This is a genomic window from Enterobacter sp. CPE_E1241, assembly GCF_045618265.1.
Classification (GTDB): domain Bacteria; phylum Pseudomonadota; class Gammaproteobacteria; order Enterobacterales; family Enterobacteriaceae; genus Enterobacter; species Enterobacter adelaidei.
On record NZ_JBIWYV010000001.1, the window covers coordinates 1,629,029 to 1,650,374 of the forward strand.

Below are 21,346 nucleotides of genomic sequence, written 5' to 3' on the forward strand. Positions count from 1 at the left end.
GTGACATCTTCATTCTGCGCGCTCATTATAAAAGCAGTAGTCTTGATGGGGGTAATCTCATATGGAACAGCTGCGTGCCGAACTTAGCCATCTGCTGGGCGAGAAGTTAAGCCGGGTTGAGTGCGTGAGTGAAAAGGCCGATACCGCGCTCTGGTCGTTATATGACAGTCAGGGTAACCCAATGCCACTGATGGCCAGAAGTTTTACCTCGCCGGGGGTTGCCAGGCAGCTTGCGTGGAAAATGTCGATGCTGGCACGGGAGGGGACCGTGCGTATGCCAACGGTGTACGGCGTGATGACCCATGAGGAACACCCCGGCCCGGACGTACTGCTGATAGAGCGTTTGCGTGGCGTGCCTGTTGAAGCACCGGCACGCACGCCGGAACGCTGGGAACAGCTGAAGGACCAGATAGTCGAGGCGCTGCTGGCCTGGCACCGTCAGGATAGCCGTGGTCTTGTCGGTCCGGTCGACAGTACCCAGGAAAACCTGTGGCCGCTGTGGTATCGCCAGCGGGTTGAAGTGCTGTGGGGGACGCTTAACCAGTTCAATAACACCGGTTTAACTATGCAGGACAAACGTATTCTGTTTCGCACCCGCGAGTGCTTACCGGCGCTGTTTGAAGGCTTTAATGATAACTGCGTGCTGATCCACGGTAATTTTACCCTGCGCAGCATGCTGAAAGATTCCCGCAGCGATCAGCTTCTGGCGATGGTCGGGCCGGGGATCATGCTCTGGGCTCCGCGCGAATATGAGTTATTCAGGCTCAGCGACAGCGGGGCGGCGGAAGGTTTACTTTGGCACTACCTTCAACGCGCGCCCGTTGCAGAAGCGTTTCTCTGGCGACGCTGGCTTTATCTGCTTTGGGACGAAGTCGCGCAATTGGTCAATACCGGGCGTTTTAATCGCGTAAACTTCGATCTGGCGACAAAATCACTCTTGCCCTGGCTCGCCTGAGGAACCTTTCAGCCACTGCCAGAGGCGACCGAGCGTCTCATAGCCGACGCGATCGCTATGCATCAGCCACGCCGGGGACGGGATTGCCCGTTCCCATGGGTTGAGCGGGGCATCAATGGCCATCTGGTTTGCCGGTGCGGGAAGCGGGTGCAGACCTTGTTTTTCAAAGAAAATCATCGCTCGTGGCAGGTGTGAGGCGGAGGTCACCAGTAAGAACGGGACATCGCCAATCGCCTGCTTCACTGCTGCCGCCTCTTCTTCGGTATCTTTTGGGCTGTCCAGAGTGATGATAGCGGATCGTGGCACGCCGAGTGATTCCGCGACTCTGGCACCGGCTTCAGCCGTACTCACCGGGTTCGTTTTGGCCGCCGCGCCGGTGAAGATCATTTTTGATCCCGGGTTCGCAAGCCACAGGCGAATACCTTCGTTTAACCGTGGCAAGCTATTGTTGATCAGGTTTGAGCTGGGTGCCCAGTCAGGGTCCCAGGTATATCCGCCGCCCAGCACCACGATGTACGCTACTTTCTGATTTCCCTGCCATGTCGGGTACTTATTTTCGATTGGGCGTAACAGGCCATCCGCGATCGGCTGCAGGCTCAACAGCAGCAAGACAAACCAGCCAAGCGTGATAAGCGTTTTGCCGCTTCTCTGAAAGCGACTGAACCACACCAGCGCCAGCCCCAGCGCGATGATGATGAGCAACAGAGGAAGGGGAAGCATCATCCCTCCAATGTATTTCTTAAGGGTAAAAAGCATCCTTTTTGGTTCCTTTTTTGACCATATAGCAGGTGATTACCCGTGATATTACACCAGAGAGGTTCATTCTCCGCGCGGGTGTGACAAAATAGCGGTTTTGCAGTTAGCGAGTGGAACTCTCCCAATGCGGGATCGCAATTTTGATGACATCGCGGAAAAGTTTTCGCGCAACATTTATGGCACCACGAAAGGGCAGTTACGTCAGACGATCCTCTGGCAGGATCTGGACAACATTCTTGCCACCTTTGGCGGTCAAACGTTGCGTGTGCTGGACGCCGGAGGCGGTGAAGGGCAGACGGCGATAAAAATGGCCGAGCGCGGTCATCACGTCACGCTTTGCGATCTTTCTGCTGAAATGGTCGCCCGTGCGACGCGTGCAGCAGAAGAGAAAGGTGTGAGCGACAACATGCATTTTATACAATGCGCCGCTCAGGATATCTCACAGCATTTGGAAACCCAGGTTGATCTGATATTGTTTCATGCGGTGCTGGAGTGGGTTGCCGATCCGCAAAGCGTATTACAAACCCTGTGGTCGATGTTACGCCCGGGCGGCACGCTGTCGCTGATGTTCTACAATGCTAACGGCTTCCTGATGCATAACATGGTTGCAGGTAACTTCGACTATGTTCAGGTCGGGATGCCGAAAAAGAAAAAGCGCACGCTTTCCCCGGACTATCCGCGCGATCCACAGCAGGTGTACGGCTGGCTGGAAGAGATTGGCTGGCAGATCGTTGGGAAGACGGGCGTCAGGGTGTTTCATGATTATCTGCGTGAAAAACACAAACAGCGTGACTGTTTTGACACCTTAACAGAATTAGAAACGCGGTATTGCCGTCAGGAGCCTTTTATCAGCCTTGGCCGCTATATTCACGTCACCGCGCACAAGCCGCAGATGCAAGGATAACCTATGAGTGAATTTTCCCAGACAGTCCCCGAACTGGTTGCCTGGGCCAGGAAAAACGATTTCTCCATCTCGCTGCCGGTAGACAGACTCTCTTTCCTGCTGGCGGTTGCCACGCTGAACGGCGAACGGCTGGATGGTGAAATGAGCGAGGGTGAACTGGTGGATGCGTTCCGCCATGTCAGTGATGCGTTTGAGCAAACCAGCGAAACCATTAGCGTGCGTGCCAACAACGCAATCAACGATATGGTGCGTCAACGTCTGCTGAACCGCTTTACCAGCGAGCAGGCGGAAGGAAACGCCATCTATCGCCTGACGCCACTGGGCATCGGCATCACCGATTACTACATTCGCCAGCGTGAATTTTCCACGCTGCGTCTTTCCATGCAGCTCTCGATTGTTGCGGGTGAACTTAAGCGTGCCGCCGATGCTGCGGATGAAAACGGTGACGAATTCCACTGGCACCGCAATGTTTACGCACCGCTGAAATACTCGGTAGCGGAGATTTTCGACAGTATCGATCTGACTCAGCGTCTGATGGACGAACAGCAGCAGCAGGTGAAAGACGATATTGCGCAGTTGCTGAACAAAGACTGGCGCGCGGCTATCTCCAGCTGCGAACTGTTGCTGTCGGAAACCTCCGGCACGCTGCGTGAACTGCAGGATACGCTGGAGGCCGCAGGGGATAAGCTCCAGGCCAACCTGCTACGCATTCAGGATGCGACCATGGCACATGACGATCTGCATTTTGTCGACCGTCTGGTCTTTGATTTGCAGAGTAAACTCGATCGCATTATTAGCTGGGGACAGCAGTCGATCGACCTGTGGATCGGCTATGACCGCCATGTGCATAAATTTATCCGTACCGCGATTGATATGGATAAAAACCGCGTCTTTGCCCAGCGTCTGCGTCAGTCTGTGCAGACCTATTTCGATGCGCCGTGGGCGCTGACCTACGCTAATGCCGATCGTCTGCTGGATATGCGCGACGAAGAGATGGCTCTGCGTGATGAAGAGGTGACCGGTGAACTGCCACCGGATCTGGAATACGAAGAATTCAACGAAATTCGTGAGCAACTTGCGGCCATGATCGAAGAACAGCTCGCTGTCTACAAAACCAGACAAGTGCCGCTGGATCTTGGTCTCGTGGTGCGCGACTATCTGGCGCAATATCCTCGTGCACGCCACTTCGATGTTGCCCGCATTGTGGTAGACCAGGCGGTGCGCCTGGGTGTCGCACAAGCAGATTTCACCGGACTGCCGCCGAAGTGGCAGCCAATTAACGATTACGGAGCCAAGGTACAGGCGCATGTCATTGACAAATATTGAACAAGTGATGCCAGTTAAGCTGGCACAGGCGCTGGCGAATCCGTTATTTCCGGCGCTGGACAGCCAGCTGCGTGCCGGTCGTCACATTGGCTTAGACGAGCTGGATAATCACGCCTTTTTGATGGACTTCCAGGAGTACCTGGAAGAGTTTTATGCGCGCTATAACGTGGAGCTTATCCGCGCACCGGAAGGGTTTTTCTACCTGCGTCCACGCTCCACGACGCTGATTCCGCGCTCCGTGCTTTCCGAGCTGGATATGATGGTCGGCAAAATTCTTTGCTATCTCTATCTCAGCCCGGAACGTCTGGCGAATGAAGGGATCTTCACCCAGCAGGAACTTTACGACGAGCTGTTGACGCTGGCAGATGAGAGCAAGCTGCTTAAGCTGGTGAACAACCGCTCCACGGGTTCGGATCTCGATCGTCAGAAATTACAGGAAAAGGTTCGTTCTTCCCTGAACCGTCTGCGTCGTCTGGGTATGGTCTGGTTTATGGGCCACGACAGCAGCAAATTCCGCATCACGGAATCTGTCTTCCGCTTCGGCGCCGATGTGCGTACGGGCGATGACGCGCGTGAGGCGCAGCTTCGCATGATCCGCGATGGTGAAGCGATGCCGGTGGAAAACCATTTGCAGCTCAATGATGAGCATGAAGAGAATCTGCCGGATAGCGGGGAGGAAGAGTAATGATTGAACGCGGTAAATTTCGCTCACTAACGCTGATTAACTGGAACGGCTTCTTCGCCCGAACGTTCGATCTGGATGAGCTGGTCACGACGCTCTCCGGCGGTAACGGTGCGGGTAAATCCACCACCATGGCGGCGTTTGTTACGGCGCTGATTCCCGATCTGACGCTGCTTCACTTCCGTAACACCACCGAAGCGGGGGCAACAAGCGGCTCCCGTGATAAAGGTCTGCACGGTAAGCTGAAGGCTGGCGTCTGCTATTCGGTGCTGGACGTCATTAACTCCCGTCATCAGCGTGTGGTGGTGGGCGTACGCCTGCAGCAGGTCGCGGGTCGCGACCGTAAAGTGGATATCAAACCGTTTGCGATCCAGGGGCTGCCAACATCTATGCAGCCGACGGCGCTGCTAACGGAAACCCTGAACGAGCGCCAGGCGCGCGTGCTGACGCTGCAGGAGTTGAAAGACAAGCTCGAAGCCATCGAAGGCGTGCAGTTCAAGCAGTTCAACTCCATTACCGACTACCACTCGCTGATGTTCGATCTGGGCGTGGTGGCGCGTCGTCTGCGCACGGCATCAGACCGTAGCAAATACTATCGTCTGATCGAAGCGTCGCTGTACGGTGGTATCTCCAGCGCCATTACCCGCTCGCTGCGAGACTACCTGCTGCCGGAAAACAGCGGCGTGCGTAAGGCCTTCCAGGATATGGAAGCCGCACTGCGTGAAAACCGCATGACGCTGGAAGCGATTCGCGTTACCCAGTCTGACCGCGACCTGTTTAAACACCTGATCAGCGAAGCTACTAACTACGTGGCTGCGGACTACATGCGTCACGCCAACGAGCGCCGAGTGCATCTCGATCAGGCATTAGAGTACCGTCGCGAGCTGTTTACCTCCCGTAAACAGCTGGTGGCCGAGCAGTACAAGCACGTCGAAATGGCGCGCGAGCTGGGCGAGCACACCGGTGCTGAGGGCGATCTGGAAGCGGATTACCAGGCTGCCAGCGATCACCTGAATCTGGTGCAGACCGCGCTGCGCCAGCAGGAGAAAATCGAACGCTACGAAGCGGACCTCGATGAGCTGCAAATTCGTCTCGAAGAACAGAATGAAGTGGTGGCTGAAGCTGCCGACATGCAGGAAGAGAATGAAGCCCGCGCTGAAGCCGCCGAACTGGAAGTCGATGAGCTGAAAAGCCAGCTTGCTGATTATCAGCAGGCGCTGGATGTGCAGCAGACGCGTGCAATTCAATACACCCAGGCATTGCAGGCGTTACAGCGTGCAAAAGAGCTGTGCCACCTGCCTGATCTGACACCAGAAAGCGCTGATGAGTGGCTGGATACCTTCCAGGCTAAAGAGCAGGAAGCAACCGAGAAGCTGCTCTCTCTCGAACAGAAAATGAGCGTCGCGCAAACGGCACACAGCCAGTTTGAACAAGCTTATCAGTTGGTGGTGGCGATTAACGGTCCGCTTGCGCGCAATGAAGCATGGGACATCGCCCGCGAATTGCTGCGCGACGGCGTGAACCAGCGACATCTGGCCGAGCAGATGCAGCCACTGCGTATGCGTCTGAACGAGCTGGAACAGCGCTTGCGCGAGCAGCAGGAAGCGGAGCGTCTGCTGGCGGAGTTCTGCAAGCGTCAGGGTAAAAATTACGATATCGACGATCTCGAGGCTCTGCATCAGGAGCTGGAAGCGCGTATCGCCGCACTCTCCGACACCGTCTCCAGCGCCAGCGAACAGCGTATGACGCTGCGTCAGGAGATGGAGCAGCTTCAGTCTCGTTCTCAAACTCTGTTGCAGCGTGCACCCGTCTGGCTGGCGGCGCAAAGCAGCCTGAACCAGCTCAGCGAGCAGTGCGGCGAAGAGTTTACATCCAGCCAGGAAGTGACCGAATACCTGCAGCAACTGCTGGAGCGCGAGCGCGAGGCCATTGTTGAGCGTGATGAAGTGGGCGCGCGTAAGCGTGACGTTGATGAAGAGATTGAACGCTTAAGCCAGCCGGGTGGTGCGGAAGATCCGCGTCTGAATACCCTGGCTGAACGTTTCGGCGGTGTGCTGTTGTCCGAAATTTACGACGATGTCGGACTGGACGATGCCCCGTACTTCTCAGCACTCTATGGCCCATCGCGTAACGCGATTGTGGTGCCGGATTTGTCGTTGGTTTCCGAGCAGCTTGCTGGTCTGGAAGATTGCCCGGAAGATCTCTACCTGATCGAAGGGGATCCGCAGTCGTTCGATGACAGCGTATTCAGTGTCGACGAATTGGAAAAAGCGGTGGTGGTGAAAATCGCTGACCGTCAGTGGCGTTATTCCCGCTTCCCTGAGCTGCCTCTGTTTGGCCGCGCTGCACGTGAAAGCCGCATTGAAAGCTTGCACGCCGAGCGAGAAACGTTGTCTGAACGTTTTGCGACGTTGTCGTTTGACGTGCAGAAAACCCAGCGCCTGCACCAGGCATTTAGCCGCTTTATCGGCAGCCACCTGGGCGTGGCGTTTGATGCTGACCCGGAAGCGGAAATCCGTAAGCTCAATACCCGTCGCGGTGAACTGGAACGAGCCATTGCCAGTCATGAAAATGACAACCAGCAGAGCCGTGTTCAGTTCGAACAAGCGAAAGAGGGCGTTGCTGCTCTTAACCGCATTTTGCCACGCCTGAATCTGCTGGCGGATGAAACCCTGGCCGACCGTGTGGATGAGATCCAGGAACGTCTGGATGAAGCCCAGGAAGCTGCGCGTTTCATTCAGCAGCATGGTAATCAACTGGCGAAGCTGGAGTCGGTTGTCTCTGTTCTGCAGAGTGACCCGGAACAGTTTGAGCAGTTAAAAGAAGACTATGCCTGGTCGCAACAGGTGCAGCGCGAAGCGCGTCAGCAGGCATTTGCCCTGACGGAAGTCGTGCAGCGTCGTGCACATTTCGGCTACTCCGATTCGGCTGAAATGCTGAGCGGCAACAGCGACCTGAATGAAAAGCTGCGTCAGCGTCTTGAGCAGGCTGAAGCGGAACGTACGCGTGCTCGCGAAGCGATGCGTAGCCACTCGGCACAGCTGAACCAGTACAACCAGGTGCTGGCCTCGCTGAAAAGCTCCTTCGACACCAAGAAAGAGCTGTTAAACGACCTGCAGAAAGAGCTTCAGGACATCGGCGTTCGTGCCGACAGCGGGGCAGAAGAGCGGGCGCGTATACGCCGTGACGAACTGCATTCCCAGCTCAGTAATAACCGCGCACGCCGCAATCAGCTGGAAAAAGCGCTGACCTTCTGCGAAGCAGAAATGGATAACCTGACGCGTCGCCTGCGTAAACTGGAACGCGACTACCATGAAATGCGCGAGCAGGTCGTGACCGCGAAAGCGGGCTGGTGCGCGGTAATGCGGATGGTGAAAGACAACAACGTTGAGCGCCGTCTGCACCGTCGCGAGCTGGCGTATCTCTCTGCCGATGAACTGCGCTCTATGTCGGATAAGGCGTTGGGTGCGCTGCGTCTGGCGGTAGCGGACAACGAGCACCTGCGCGATGTACTGCGCATGTCAGAGGATCCGAAACGTCCTGAGCGTAAAATTCAGTTCTTTGTGGCCGTTTATCAGCACCTGCGTGAGCGTATTCGTCAGGATATCATTCGTACCGACGATCCGGTCGAAGCCATCGAACAGATGGAAATTGAGCTGGGTCGTCTGACGGAAGAACTGACCTCCCGTGAGCAGAAGCTGGCGATCAGCTCTCGCAGCGTGGCGAATATCATCCGCAAAACCATTCAGCGCGAGCAGAACCGTATTCGTCAGTTGAACCAGGGCCTGCAGAGCGTATCTTTTGGCCAGGTAAACAGCGTGCGTCTTAACGTCAATGTGCGTGAAGCCCACTCGACGCTGCTGGAAGTGCTCTCAGAGCAGCACGAACAGCATCAGGATCTGTTCAATAGCAACCGTCTGACCTTCTCTGAAGCCCTGGCGAAGCTGTATCAGCGTCTGAACCCGCAGATTGATATGGGGCAACGCACGCCGCAAACCATCGGTGAAGAGCTGCTGGATTACCGTAACTATCTGGAAATGGAAGTTGAGGTTAACCGTGGTTCCGACGGCTGGCTGCGTGCGGAATCGGGGGCGCTCTCTACGGGTGAAGCAATTGGTACCGGGATGTCCATTCTGGTGATGGTGGTACAGAGCTGGGAAGATGAAGCACGCCGCCTGCGCGGCAAAGACATCTCCCCATGTCGACTGCTGTTCCTGGATGAAGCGGCGCGTCTTGATGCCCGCTCTATTGCTACGCTGTTTGAGCTTTGCGAGCGTCTTGATATGCAGCTCATCATTGCGGCACCGGAAAACATCAGTCCTGAAAAAGGGACCACCTATAAGCTGGTGCGTAAGGTGTTCCAGAACAGCGAACACGTTCACGTTGTTGGGCTGCGTGGTTTTGCCCCTCAGCCGCCAGAGTCATTACCGGAAACCACGGCGGACGCTTCCTGAAGCGTCTCCTGATCAGGAGCGGCGCATTGGCGCCGCTTTTTTTTTAAACTTAACTTGTGCTTAGGGCTGCGTTATCTTTAAACTTCTTTACATAAGGTAAGGCAACTGATTTGCCGTCTACCTATAATAGAAGAAAGCCCCACCGTGATGGGCATGTCGTGAAAACAGGGGGCAAGGGATGTTGCTAAAGAAAAAATGTGGTCGTCAGCTGTCTGCGCTCAGCTTATGCCTGGCAGTGATGTTTGCTCCGCTGTTAACCGCTCAGGCCGATGAGCCTGAAATTGTGCCGACTGACAGCTCCGCAACGACAGGCGCACAGCCAACGTCGTTGTCTCAACCGCTGGAACAGTCACCTGCAACGGCAATTATGGCCGGTATTAAACCGTTGCCCGAAGGCATTGACGTCGACTCTCTCCGTCAGCAGCTACACGCTGGGCTGCCTTCAGGGTACACACCTGTCTATATCAATCAGCTCACTCTGCTCTATGCTGCCCGCGATATGAAACCGATGTGGGACAACCGTGACGCAGTACGTGCCTTTCAGCAACAGCTTGCGGAAGTGGCGATTGCCGGGTTCCAGCCTCAGTTTACAGCGTGGGTTGAGCTGTTAACCGATCCTGCCGTCACCGGGCAAGCGCGGGACGTGGTCCTTTCTGATGCAATGATGGGCTACCTGCAGTTTGTGGCAGGTATTCCGGTCAATGGCAACCGCTGGTTGTACAGCGACAAGCCGTATAAGCTGGCGACGCCGGCGCTGTCGGTGATTAATCAGTGGCAGTTGGCTCTGGATAATGGCGATATACCCCGCTTTATAGCCAGTCTTGCGCCAGCGCATCCGCAATATGCCACCCTGCACCAGTCGCTTCTTGAACTGGTGGGCGATTCGCGTCCGTGGCCGCAAATGCGTGGCAGTGCGACACTGCGTCCGGGGCAGTGGAGCAGCGATGTTCCTGCCCTGCGTGAGATCTTAAAGCGTTCCGGTATTCTGGGCGGCGGGCCAAAGATTGCACTGCCTGGTGATGATCCGCAAAACGTCGTGGTCAGTCCATCAGCTTCTGTGAAAGAGAAGAAAGCGGTGGTCGTGAGCGACAAACCGGCGGCTTACGATCGCGAACTGGTTGCGGCAGTTAAACAATTCCAGGCCGCTCAGGGGCTGGGGGCCGATGGCGTCATCGGCCAGACGACGCGTGACTGGCTGAACGTATCACCTGCGCAGCGGGCAGGGGTGCTGGCGCTGAATATCCAGCGTTTGCGCTTACTGCCGGGAACGCTCTCTACCGGGATCATGGTTAACATTCCTGCGTATTCGCTGGTCTATTACCAGAACGGTAGTGAAGTACTGGCGTCGCGCGTGATTGTCGGACGTCCCGATCGTAAAACACCGATGATGAGCAGTGCGCTGAATAACGTAGTGGTTAACCCACCGTGGAACGTACCGCCGACCCTGGCGCGCAAAGATATTCTGCCTAAAGTCTGGAACGATCCGGGTTATCTGGAACGTCATGGCTACACGGTTATGCGGGGATGGAACAGCAAAGAGGCCATCGATCCGTACATGGTCGACTGGTCGACGATTACGGCGTCTAATTTACCGTTCCGCTTCCAGCAAGCTCCAGGGGCGCATAACTCGTTGGGACGCTACAAATTCAATATGCCGAGTTCAGAAGCTATCTATCTGCACGATACGCCGAACCACAACCTGTTCCAGAAAGATACTCGCGCCCTGAGTTCTGGCTGTGTGCGCGTGAACAAAGCCTCAGAGCTTGCCAATATGCTGTTGCAGGATGCGGGCTGGAACGATACGCGTATTTCTGACGCCCTGAAACAGGGGGATACGCGGTACGTTAATATTCGACACAATATTCCGGTCAATCTTTACTATCTGACCGCGTTTGTTGGCGAAGACGGGCGTACTCAGTATCGTACAGATATTTACAATTATGATCTCATCTCGCGATCCGGCGCACAAATTTTGCCAAAAGCTGAACAATTAATCAGGTAAATGAAGTAGTTCGGGAGAAATGATTGTCGTAAGTTATGGTGAATAAGGGGCAATATCGCTGTAAGCCGCGTATTCACTGGGGTTGGGCGCCTTGACGTACCCGGTTTTGCCAGTTAAGGTGCCCTTCGTGCGCTAAGCATATTACGATAAACATTGACCTGTAGACCTGATTATCATGGACAAATTTGACGCTAATCGCCGCAAACTGCTGGCGTTAGGTGGTGTTGCGCTCGGCGCAGCGGCCATCTTGCCGACGCCAGCATTTGCCACCCTCTCGACACCTCGTCCGCGAGTTTTAACGCTCAACAATCTCCATACCGGTGAGTCGCTAAAAGCGGAATTCTTCGATGGCAGAGGCTATATTCAGGATGAATTAGCAAGACTTAACCACTTTTTCCGTGATTACCGCGCGAATAAAATAAAAGCCATCGATCCAGGACTGTTTGATCAGCTTTTCCGCCTTCAGGGCCTGCTGGGTACCAGCAAGCCGGTGCAGCTTATTTCTGGTTATCGCTCAATTGATACTAATAATGAACTGCGCGCCCATAGCCGTGGGGTAGCCAAAAAAAGCTACCACACCAGGGGACAGGCAATGGATTTCCACATTGAAGGCGTTTCGTTAGCCAATATTCGCAAAGCTGCGTTATCTATGCGTGCAGGTGGTGTAGGATATTACCCCAGCAGCAACTTTGTGCATATTGATACCGGTCCAGTTCGGCACTGGTAATAACGAAACACAGGAGCAGTATGAACTATCGTATTATTCCGGTTACGGCGTTCTCCCAGAATTGTTCATTAATCTGGTGTGAACAAACCAAACTGGCCGCGCTTGTCGATCCCGGCGGCGACGCTGAGAAGATCAAACAGGAAGTTGCAGATAGCGGCGTGACGCTGATGCAGATATTACTGACGCATGGTCACCTTGACCATGTCGGCGCAGCGGCGGAACTGGCACAGCACTATGGTGTGCCGGTGATCGGTCCGGAAAAAGAAGATGAGTTCTGGCTGCAGGGTTTGCCAGCCCAAAGCCGCATGTTTGGCCTTGATGAGTGTCAACCTCTGACGCCCGATCGCTGGCTGAACGAGGGAGAGCGCGTTAACGTAGGGAATGTGACTTTACAGGTGTTGCATTGTCCTGGGCATACGCCAGGCCATATCGTCTTCTTTGATGACCAGTCTCGTCTGCTGATTTCCGGCGATGTGATTTTCAAAGGTGGCGTAGGACGCAGCGATTTTCCGCGTGGTGACCACGGGCAACTGATTCAGTCGATAAAACAGAAGTTATTGCCGCTGGGTGATGACGTGACGTTTATCCCTGGACACGGTCCAATGTCGACGCTGGGCTATGAACGGCTCCATAACCCGTTCCTTCAGGATGAAATGCCTGTCTGGTAACCCGAATAAAAAAAGCCTGCATAACGCAGGCTTTTTTATGGGCGCAAATTACAGTACGGCGACAATCGCTTCGCACAGTGGCGCCATGTTGTCAGGCGTCATGCCTGCAACGTTCACGCGGCCAGACGCCACGGCGTACACGCCAAACTCTTCACGCAGACGCAGAACCTGCTCTTTGGTCAGGCCGCTGAACGAGAACATGCCGTTCTGTTTGATGATAAAGCTGAAGTCGCGGTCCGCGCCTTTCTCAGCCAGGGTGTTCACAAACAGCAGGCGCATGCGCTGAATACGCTGACGCATGTCATTCAGTTCTTGTTCCCAGATGGCGCGCAGCGCATCGTTACTCAGGATAGTGGCAACAACAGACGCACCGTGTGCTGGTGGGTTAGAGTAGTTCGCGCGAATAACCGATTTCATCTGGCTGAACGCACGATCGACGGTCTCGTCGTTTGCCGCGACCAGCGTACAAGCACCTACACGCTCATTGTACAGACCGAAGTTCTTGGAATAAGAGCTTGCGACAATCAGTTCCTGATGCACGGCTGCGAACGCGCGCAGGCCTTCTGCATCTTCTTCCAGACCACGGGCGAAGCCCTGGTAGGCAAAGTCAAACAGCGGCAGCCAGCCTTTCTCTAGGGACAACTTCGCCAGATGTTCCCACTGCTCAAGCGTCGGATCGATACCGGTTGGGTTATGGCAGCAACCGTGGAACAGCACTACATCTCCTGCCTGCGCTTCGCTCAGGCTTGCCAGCAGGCCGTCAAAGTCGAGAGAGTGGTTTGCTGCGTCGTAGTAAGCGTATTCACGCACTTCCAGACCCGCAGAGTTAAAGACGCTCTTGTGGTTCGGCCAGCTTGGGTTGCTTACCCAGACACGCTTAACAGAGGTGTTTTTCGCAAGGAAATCCGCCGCCACGCGCAGCGCACCGGTACCGCCAGGGGTCTGTGCTGTACGGGCACGTTTGTCACTCACAATTGCGCTGCCTTTACCGAACAGCAGCTCCTGGGTGCAGCGACCAAATTCAGGGATACCATCAATACCGAGGTAGTTTTTGGTGGTTTCGTTTTCCAGCAGATACTGCTCAGCTTTCTTAACGCTGGTCAGTACCGGAGTTTTGCCGGTTTCATCTTTATATACACCAATACCCAGGTTGATTTTGCCAGGGCGGTCGTCGGCACGAAACAGATCGGCCAGGCCCAGAATAGGGTCGGCAGGAGCGGCGGTAATGTTCTCAAACATGACGAAGTTCCATTGTGATTACAGAAGTGAAATCCGCTATCAGGTTAACGGTAGATTTACAAAATGCCAACCGTTTGCGACGAAAAGCGTGCGGCTTTTCAAAAGTCGCCATTATTTTCTGTCAGGCATAAAAAAACAGGGCCGAAGCCCTGTTCATTAAGCATATAACAAAGTGGTGTACTGATTAGAACTGGTAAACGATACCAACTGCTGCCTGATCGTCTGTTGCCAGTTTGGCAGATTCAGAGTAATCGTTGTCGTTCAGCAGGTTGAATTTGTACGCAGCGTACACGTTCATGTTCTTGTTGAAGTAGTACCAGGTACCGAGTTCGATGTATTTCACCAGGTCAGCATCGCCACCGTTGAAGGTTCCACGTGCTTTCAGGTCCTTACCTTTAGACTGGACGTAGCCCAGGGATGGACGCAGACCGAAGTCGAATTGGTACTGAACAACAGCTTCGATGTTCTGGGTTTTGTTAGCGAAGTTGTTATCAGCTTCACGAGTCATGTTAGTGGTTTCAGCATACTGAACTGCTGCGTAGATGTTGTTCGCATCGTATTTCGCTGCAGTAGACCATGCTTCTGCACGATCGCCGCCGGCGCTTGCCCAATCAGCGGAGTTGCCAGCAGCAACCTGCTCGTTGGTGCGGTCAGCAGTTTCATAACCCGCTGCCAGTGCGAAGCCTTCACCCAGTTCGTACTGAACAGAGGAGCTGAAGCCATCACCGTTACCTTTAGCGCCGTTACCACCACGACCCACGTTGATCAACTGACCATCGGCGGTGTAAGTTGCAGCGACAGCGTTGCTGCGCTCGTTTTTACCCTGATACTGAAGGGCGAAGCTCAGGCCATCAACCAGACCGAAGAAGTTCTTGTTACGGTAGGTCAGCAGGCCAGAAGCACGACCGTTCATGAAGTTATCAGTCGCAACCCAAGAGTCGCCACCCCATTCAACCAGCATATCGGTATATGCTGCCGCGTCATAGATAGCGCCATAGTTACGGCCGTAGTCCAGAGAGCCCGCGTCACCGAAGTTCAGACCAGCAAATGCCAGACGGGTTTTAGTACCCTGAGAACCTTCTGCGTTGGACGCGTCCATGTTGTATTCCCACTGACCGTAACCAGTGATCTGATCGTTGATCTGGGTTTCACCTTTGAAGCCGATACGGGCGTAGGTGGTATCTTCGTTGCTGGTGTCACCGTTGGTGGTCCAGATGTGTTCACCTACAGCTTTACCGTAGAAGTCCAGCTTGTTAGCGTTTTTGTTGTAGATTTCTGCAGCGTTAGCTGCACCAGCTACCAGCAGAGCAGGGATAACCACTGCCAGAATATTGCGCTTCATCATTATTTATTACCCTCATTGGTTTTTTTATGACACTCGCCACTGCCGTCAATAAATTCTGTCAATAAATATTTCCGGAACTATTGATGAGAGTTTGGTGTCTTTATGTATCTGACAGGCATCTTTCCATTCACCGAAGCGTTTCGCTAGCCTGAAAGTGCTACAATTCTCAAGATTAAGTAACCGAAAGAAAATATGTGTAACTAAATGTGTATTTTTCGGAACTTTGTGAACCACCTCAAACTTCAGAACTCCCTGGCGAATTAAGCGGCAGTGTTTATCCTATATATATGAATTCCTTATGATTAATTTGGATAAAGGCAATTCATATAAACAGAGGCTAAACGACTTGTTTTTTCTTATGATGCAAAAAAGACATCCGGATGGCTAAAAAAATGGTTGAAATTTGTGCTATTGCTTGAGGATGTAATAATCGCAATAAGAATGGAGTTTGTTTTTTGTGGCTGGATATTTCACGGAAACAATACGTAACAGGTAGCGGTTGTGACGGGGTGATGGTTTAAAAATGCTGACTTTACGCTGACGTAAACTGACAATGCAGAATAAAATAATGGCCAGCATTCGCTGGCCATTGACGTTTTTGTGGATTAGAAGCTAGCGTTACGTGGTGTGCGAGGGAACGGAATAACATCACGTACGTTCTGAACACCGGTCACGTAGGCAATCAGACGCTCGAAGCCCAGACCAAAACCAGCGTGCGGTACGGTACCGTAACGACGCAGATCGCGGTACCAGCTGTAGTCAGCCGGATTGAGACCCATCTCTTCCATGCGTGCGTCAAGTACGTCGAGACGCTCTTCACGCTGAGAACCGCCGATGATTTCACCAATGCCCGGCGCCAGTACGTCCATCGCTGCAACGGTTTTACCGTCTTCGTTAAGGCGCATATAGAAGGCCTTAATGTCTTTCGGGTAGTTTTTCACGACAACCGGTGCTTTGAAATGTTTCTCGGCCAGATAGCGTTCATGCTCAGACGCCAGGTCAACGCCCCAGTAAACCGGGTTCTCGAACGTCTCACCGCATTTCTCAAGGATCGCTACCGCGTCGGTGTAATCCACCTGTGCAAAGTCAGCGGAAACAAAACGCTCCAGACGCGCTACTGCGTCGCTGTCTACGCGCTCGGCGAAGAATTTCATGTCGTCAGGACGCTCTTCCAGCACCGCTTTGAACACATACTTCAGCATCGCTTCCGCCAGGCCGGCAACATCGTCCAGGTTGGCGAACGCCACTTCAGGCTCCAGCATCCAGAATTCTGCCAGGTGACGGCTGGTGTTGGAGTTTTCGGCACGGAAGGTAGGGCCAAAGGTGTAGATTTTAGACAGCGCGCAGGCGTAGGTTTCTCCGTTCAGCTGGCCAGAAACCGTCAGGAAAGCCTCTTTGCCGAAGAAGTCTTTGTCATAGTCCACTTTACCTTCTGGCGTACGCGGCAGGTTTTCCATGTCCAGCGTCGAGACACGGAACATTTCACCTGCACCTTCTGTATCAGAAGCAGTAATTAGCGGGGTAGACACCCAGAAATAACCTTGTTCGTCGAAGAAGCGATGCAGCGCCTGCGCCAGCGTATGACGCACACGCGCCACTGCACCAATCAGGTTGGTACGCGGACGCAGGTGAGCGACTTCGCGCAGATACTCAATGCTGTGACGTTTAGCCGCCATCGGATAGGTATCCGGATCTTCAACCCAGCCGGTGACTTCAATGGCAGAAGCCTGAATTTCGAAACTCTGGCCCTGGCCCGGTGATGCCACAACCACGCCGGTAACGATAACGGAACAACCCGTCGTCAGATGCAGAACGTCATCATTGTAATTGGGCAGAGAATTATTAATGACGGCCTGTACAGGATCAAAGCAGGAACCGTCATAGACGGCAAGGAAGGAGATGCCAGCTTTAGAATCTCGGCGGGTACGCACCCATCCGCGCACGGTGACTTCCTGGTCAACGGCGACACGGCCCTGGAGTACGTCGGCTACAGGCACAACGCTCATAATATTCTCTCTGTTAATAGTCGGAAAAAATAGACACTTGTCCACCCTTATGGGGGGATATCTATGTTACCTGCCATCTGCCATCAGACAAGTAAATTTCGCAGTCAAAAGGGAAGAATTGAGAAATAAATAAGGTGAGGGGAGCCATGAAGGCTCCCGTAAGCGTTTAGCTGGCTTTTTTAATCTGCGGGAGATCGAACGCTTTGCGCAATGCGCGGACAAACGCTTTGTCATGGCAGATGGTTTTACCCGGGCTATCGGAGAGCTTAGCCACCGGCTTGCCGTTACATTCCACCAGTTTTATAACAATATTCAGCGGTTTCACCTGAGGGATGTCACAGGTCAAACGGGTACCAATCCCGAAGCTCAGGTTAACCTGGGTGTTGAACTGGCGATAAAGCTCAACCGCTTTCGGCAGGTCAAGATTATCGGAGAAGACCAGAACCTTGCTCATTGGATCAATACCCAGCTTTTCATAATGGGCAATGGCTTTCTCACCCCATTCAACCGGATCACCGGAATCATGGCGTAACCCCTGGTAACGCTCAGCGAACTCGGGACCAAAATCGCGCAGGAAGGCATCCATCGTAATACAGTCGGTGAGGGCGATCCCCAGTTGATTTGGGTACTCCTCTAGCCATGCGGCCAGCGCCGCGCGCTGGCTGTTCGCCAGGTCTGGGCTTATCTGCTGATGCGCCTGGAACCATTCATGCGCCTGGGTGCCCATAGGCGTGAGATTAAGGCGACGGGCCAGATCGTAGTTGCTGGTGCCCACAAACCACGGTTCCTGCTGCAGACGCTTAACGATGGCCTCCTGAACGTCGCGAGAGAAACGGCGACGGGTGCCAAAGTCCATCAGGCGGAAGCGGGACATATCCAGCCCTTCGGTCAGCGTGGTGAAGCCCGCGAGCTTGGTTTCCAGCGCTGCGACCGCCTGTTCAACACCGGTTTCCGGCGAACGGTAGCGGTGGGCCAGTTCACTGATCACCGCCAGAAGCGGCACTTCCCACATGATCACTTCACGCCACGGGCCTTCGAGACGAATATCCAGCTTACCATTATCGTTAAGTACAGTGACCTGCTCTGGCTTATAGCGGAAGTCGCGCAGCCAGTTCAGGTAGTCAGCTTTGAAGAAAGGCAGGCCAGAAAGCCACTGATATTCATCGTCCTGCAACGTCAGATGCTGCATAGCATCGACCTGTTCACGAATAGCGTCTGCGTAGATACCGAGCAAGTCGTCGCCACGGCAGCGGAATTCGGCCGCGACATGAACGTCATAGTAATGGTGGAAAACGGCTTGCTGCATATGCAGTTTATACGCGTCAGTATCCAGCAACGTATGCAGAACAGGAGAAACGAATTGAGTCATAGGTGCGCAGTAGCATCCTCTCACAGGAGCGTTTAGTACAATAAACAACTCCGGAGTATACCTTGTTTAGTGATTTATTGAACCCCGATCACAACATAAGCGCGTTTTATGGTCGAGGGCATTTTGTGCCCCGTGTTATATAAATGTAGCAAAAAAGGGTTTTGTACCTGAAAAGATGAACATTCTGCGTAGCGCGTTTCACACAACAGGAATATATTGAAACGTTACTCGACAAACGATGCGTAAGGTTTTCTATGACACAACAGCCACAAGCCAAATACCGCCACGACTACCGTGCGCCGGAATACCTGATTAGCGATATCGATCTGACTTTTGACCTGGATGCCACTAAAACCGTTGTGACGGCGGTAAGCCAGGTGACGCGCCACAGTGCGACTGCCGTGCCACTGCGTCTTGATGGTGAAGACCTGACGCTGGTCTCCCTGCATATTAATGATGAAGCCTGGTCTGACTATAAAGAAGAAAACAACCAGCTGGTGATCGACAACCTGCCGGAACAATTTACGCTGCGCATCGTGAATGAAATCAGCCCTGCCGCTAACACGGCGCTGGAAGGACTTTACCAGTCTGGTGTGGCGCTGTGTACTCAGTGTGAAGCGGAAGGTTTCCGTCACATCACCTGGTATCTCGATCGCCCGGATGTGCTGGCACGCTTCACAACGAAAATTATCGCCGATAAAACGCTCTACCCATTCCTGCTCTCCAACGGTAATCGTGTGGGCGAAGGCGAACTGGAGAACGGCCGTCACTGGGTGCAATGGCAGGATCCGTTCCCGAAACCATGCTATCTGTTTGCGCTGGTGGCGGGTGATTTCGACGTGTTGCGCGATACCTTTAAAACACGCTCCGGCCGCGAAGTGGCACTAGAGCTGTTTGTTGACCGTGGCAACCTGGACCGTGCACCGTGGGCGATGACGTCGCTTATCAACTCCATGAAGTGGGACGAAGAGCGCTTTGGTCTCGAATATGATCTCGACATCTATATGATCGTGGCTGTCGATTTCTTCAACATGGGCGCGATGGAGAATAAGGGTCTTAACATCTTTAACTCCAAATACGTGCTGGCGCGCACCGATACCGCTACCGATAAAGATTATCTCGATATTGAACGCGTTATCGGTCACGAATATTTCCACAACTGGACGGGTAACCGCGTCACCTGCCGCGACTGGTTCCAGTTGAGCCTGAAAGAGGGCCTGACCGTCTTCCGCGATCAGGAGTTCAGCTCCGATCTGGGTTCTCGTGCGGTTAACCGCATCAACAACGTGCGTACGATGCGCGGCCTGCAGTTTGCGGAAGATGCCAGCCCAATGGCGCACCCGATCCGCCCGGATAAAGTCATTGAGATGAACAACTTCTACACCCTGACGGTGTATGAAAAAGGTTCTGAAATTATCCGCATGATCCACACTCTGCTGGGTGAAGAGAACTTCCAGAAAGGCATGCAGCTCTACTTCGAGCGTCATGACGGCAGCGCGGCCACTTGCGACGATTTTGTGCAGGCGATGGAAGATGCTTCCAATGTGGATCTCTCTCACTTCCGCCTCTGGTACAGCCAGGCCGGTACGCCGATTGTCACCGTCAAAGACGATTACAACCCGGAAACCGAGCAGTACACCCTGACCATCAGCCAGCGCACGCCGCCGACAGCGGAGCAGGAAGAGAAACATCCGCTTCACATTCCGTTCAGCATTGAACTGTATGATAACGAAGGCAAAGTCATTCCTCTCCAGAAGGGCGGCCACCCGGTACACCACGTGCTGAATGTGACCCAGGCAGAGCAGACCTTTATCTTCGACAACGTTTACTTCCAGCCGGTCCCTGCGCTGCTGTGTGAGTTCTCTGCACCAGTGAAACTGGAGTATAAATGGAGCGATCAGCAGTTGACGTTCCTGATGCGTCACGCGCGCAACGACTTCTCCCGTTGGGATGCCGCGCAAAGTCTGCTGGCGACCTACATTAAGCTCAACGTAAACCGTCATCAGCAGGGCCAGCCGCTGTCGCTGCCTGCCCATGTGGCTGACGCGTTCCGCGCGGTCCTGCTGGATGAGAAGATTGACCCGGCGCTGGCCGCTGAAATTCTGACCCTGCCGTCAGTGACTGAAATCGCCGAGTTGTTTGACATCATCGACCCAATTGCCATCGTCGCGGTGCGTGAAGCGTTGACCCGTACGCTGGCTGCAGAACTGGCCGATGAGTTCCTGGCGATTTATAACGCCAATAAACTTGATACTTATCGCGTAGAGCACGCGGACATCGGTAAGCGTTCTCTGCGTAATACCTGCCTGCGCTATCTGGCGTTTGGTGAGGCTGAGTTGGCGAACACGCTGGTAAGCAAGCAGTATCATGAAGCGGATAACATGACTGACGCGCTGGCTGCCCTGGCTGCAAGCGTCGCCGCTGAACTGCCGTGCCGTGATGTGCTAATGCAGGAGTATGACGACAAGTGGCATCAGGATGGCCTGGTGATGGACAAATGGTTCATCCTGCAGGCGACCAGCCCAGCGCAAGACGCGCTCAGCAAAGTACGCAGCCTGCTGAAGCACCGTTCGTTCACCATGAGCAACCCGAACCGTGTACGTTCCCTGATTGGCGCGTTTGCCAGCAGCAACCCGGCCGCGTTCCACGCCGAGGACGGCAGCGGTTATGAGTTCATGGTTGAAATGCTGACCGAGCTGAACAGCCGTAACCCGCAGGTGGCATCACGTCTGATCGAGCCGCTTATCCGTCTGAAGCGCTACGATGCTAAGCGCCAGGCGAAAATGCGTGCCGCGCTCGAGCAGCTGAAAGGGCTGGAAAACCTGTCTGGCGATCTGTACGAGAAGATTGCTAAAGCGTTAGCGTAATAAAAGTTAACCCTCCCTCTCCCTGCGGGAGAGGGTCGGGGTGAGG

At 54.0% G+C, this 21,346-nt stretch carries 14 protein-coding genes; 9 read left to right on the forward strand and 5 right to left on the reverse strand.

All coding sequences use genetic code 11. From position 1 onward, the window contains the following. Positions 1 to 61: 61 nt before the first annotated feature. Positions 62 to 955, forward strand: coding sequence for a YcbJ family phosphotransferase (locus tag ACJ9Y9_RS07810; protein WP_028019240.1), 894 nt, complete (start codon positions 62 to 64; stop codon positions 953 to 955). Here ACJ9Y9_RS07810 and elyC read toward each other — a convergent pair. Then, positions 932 to 1,711, reverse strand: coding sequence for an envelope biogenesis factor ElyC (gene elyC, locus ACJ9Y9_RS07815; protein ID WP_028019239.1), 780 nt, complete (start codon positions 1,709 to 1,711; stop codon positions 932 to 934). The genes ACJ9Y9_RS07810 and elyC overlap by 24 nt on opposite strands. Before the next feature lie 124 nt (positions 1,712 to 1,835). Here elyC and cmoM point away from each other — a divergent pair, with 124 nt between their 5' ends. The 7 genes from cmoM to ACJ9Y9_RS07850 all read left to right on the forward strand — a co-directional run bounded on the left by cmoM (position 1,836) and on the right by ACJ9Y9_RS07850 (position 12,474). Next, a complete protein-coding gene (gene cmoM, locus ACJ9Y9_RS07820; RefSeq protein ID WP_028019238.1) occupies positions 1,836 to 2,615 on the forward strand; it encodes a tRNA uridine 5-oxyacetic acid(34) methyltransferase CmoM in 780 nt (259 codons plus the stop codon). A 3-nt stretch (positions 2,616 to 2,618) separates the two neighbouring features. Further along, positions 2,619 to 3,941, forward strand: coding sequence for a chromosome partition protein MukF (mukF, locus tag ACJ9Y9_RS07825; RefSeq protein ID WP_028019237.1), 1,323 nt, complete (start codon positions 2,619 to 2,621; stop codon positions 3,939 to 3,941). Next, entirely contained in the window at positions 3,922 to 4,626 is a 705-nt protein-coding gene (gene mukE / locus ACJ9Y9_RS07830) for a chromosome partition protein MukE (protein WP_028019236.1), read from the forward strand. The genes mukF and mukE overlap by 20 nt, the downstream gene beginning before the upstream one ends. Further along, positions 4,626 to 9,077: a chromosome partition protein MukB gene (gene mukB, locus ACJ9Y9_RS07835; RefSeq protein WP_028019235.1), complete on the forward strand. Its 4,452-nt coding sequence runs from the start codon at positions 4,626 to 4,628 to the stop codon at positions 9,075 to 9,077. The genes mukE and mukB overlap by 1 nt, the downstream gene beginning before the upstream one ends. Positions 9,078 to 9,255: 178 nt before the next feature. Further along, on the forward strand, positions 9,256 to 11,079 hold the full coding sequence (gene ldtD, locus ACJ9Y9_RS07840) for a L,D-transpeptidase (RefSeq protein ID WP_028019234.1): 1,824 nt from the start codon (positions 9,256 to 9,258) through the stop codon (positions 11,077 to 11,079). Positions 11,080 to 11,254: 175 nt separating this feature from the next. Next, entirely contained in the window at positions 11,255 to 11,806 is a 552-nt protein-coding gene (locus tag ACJ9Y9_RS07845) for a YcbK family protein (protein ID WP_028019233.1), read from the forward strand. A gap of 20 nt (positions 11,807 to 11,826) precedes the next feature. Further along, positions 11,827 to 12,474 carry an MBL fold metallo-hydrolase gene (locus tag ACJ9Y9_RS07850; protein WP_025755996.1) on the forward strand — a complete coding sequence of 216 codons (648 nt, stop codon included), beginning with the start codon at positions 11,827 to 11,829 and terminating at the stop codon, positions 12,472 to 12,474. A 48-nt stretch (positions 12,475 to 12,522) separates the two neighbouring features. Here the strand turns inward: ACJ9Y9_RS07850 and ACJ9Y9_RS07855 are convergent, their stop codons facing one another. The 4 genes from ACJ9Y9_RS07855 to pncB form a co-directional block, all read right to left on the reverse strand. Continuing rightward, positions 12,523 to 13,713 carry an amino acid aminotransferase gene (locus tag ACJ9Y9_RS07855; protein WP_407226080.1) on the reverse strand — a complete coding sequence of 397 codons (1,191 nt, stop codon included), beginning with the start codon at positions 13,711 to 13,713 and terminating at the stop codon, positions 12,523 to 12,525. Positions 13,714 to 13,897: 184 nt separating this feature from the next. After that, on the reverse strand, positions 13,898 to 15,058 hold the full coding sequence (locus tag ACJ9Y9_RS07860) for a porin (RefSeq protein ID WP_028019232.1): 1,161 nt from the start codon (positions 15,056 to 15,058) through the stop codon (positions 13,898 to 13,900). 605 nt (positions 15,059 to 15,663) lie between these two features. Continuing rightward, a complete protein-coding gene (gene asnS / locus ACJ9Y9_RS07865; RefSeq protein WP_028019231.1) occupies positions 15,664 to 17,064 on the reverse strand; it encodes an asparagine--tRNA ligase in 1,401 nt (466 codons plus the stop codon). 166 nt (positions 17,065 to 17,230) lie between these two features. Beyond that, the gene (gene pncB / locus ACJ9Y9_RS07870; protein WP_028019230.1) at positions 17,231 to 18,433 is read right to left on the reverse strand and encodes a nicotinate phosphoribosyltransferase; all 1,203 of its coding nucleotides are present in this window, start codon (positions 18,431 to 18,433) and stop codon (positions 17,231 to 17,233) included. 254 nt (positions 18,434 to 18,687) lie between these two features. Between pncB and pepN the strand changes: the two genes are divergently transcribed. Continuing rightward, entirely contained in the window at positions 18,688 to 21,300 is a 2,613-nt protein-coding gene (pepN, locus tag ACJ9Y9_RS07875) for an aminopeptidase N (RefSeq protein ID WP_028019229.1), read from the forward strand. Positions 21,301 to 21,346: the final 46 nt, after the last annotated feature.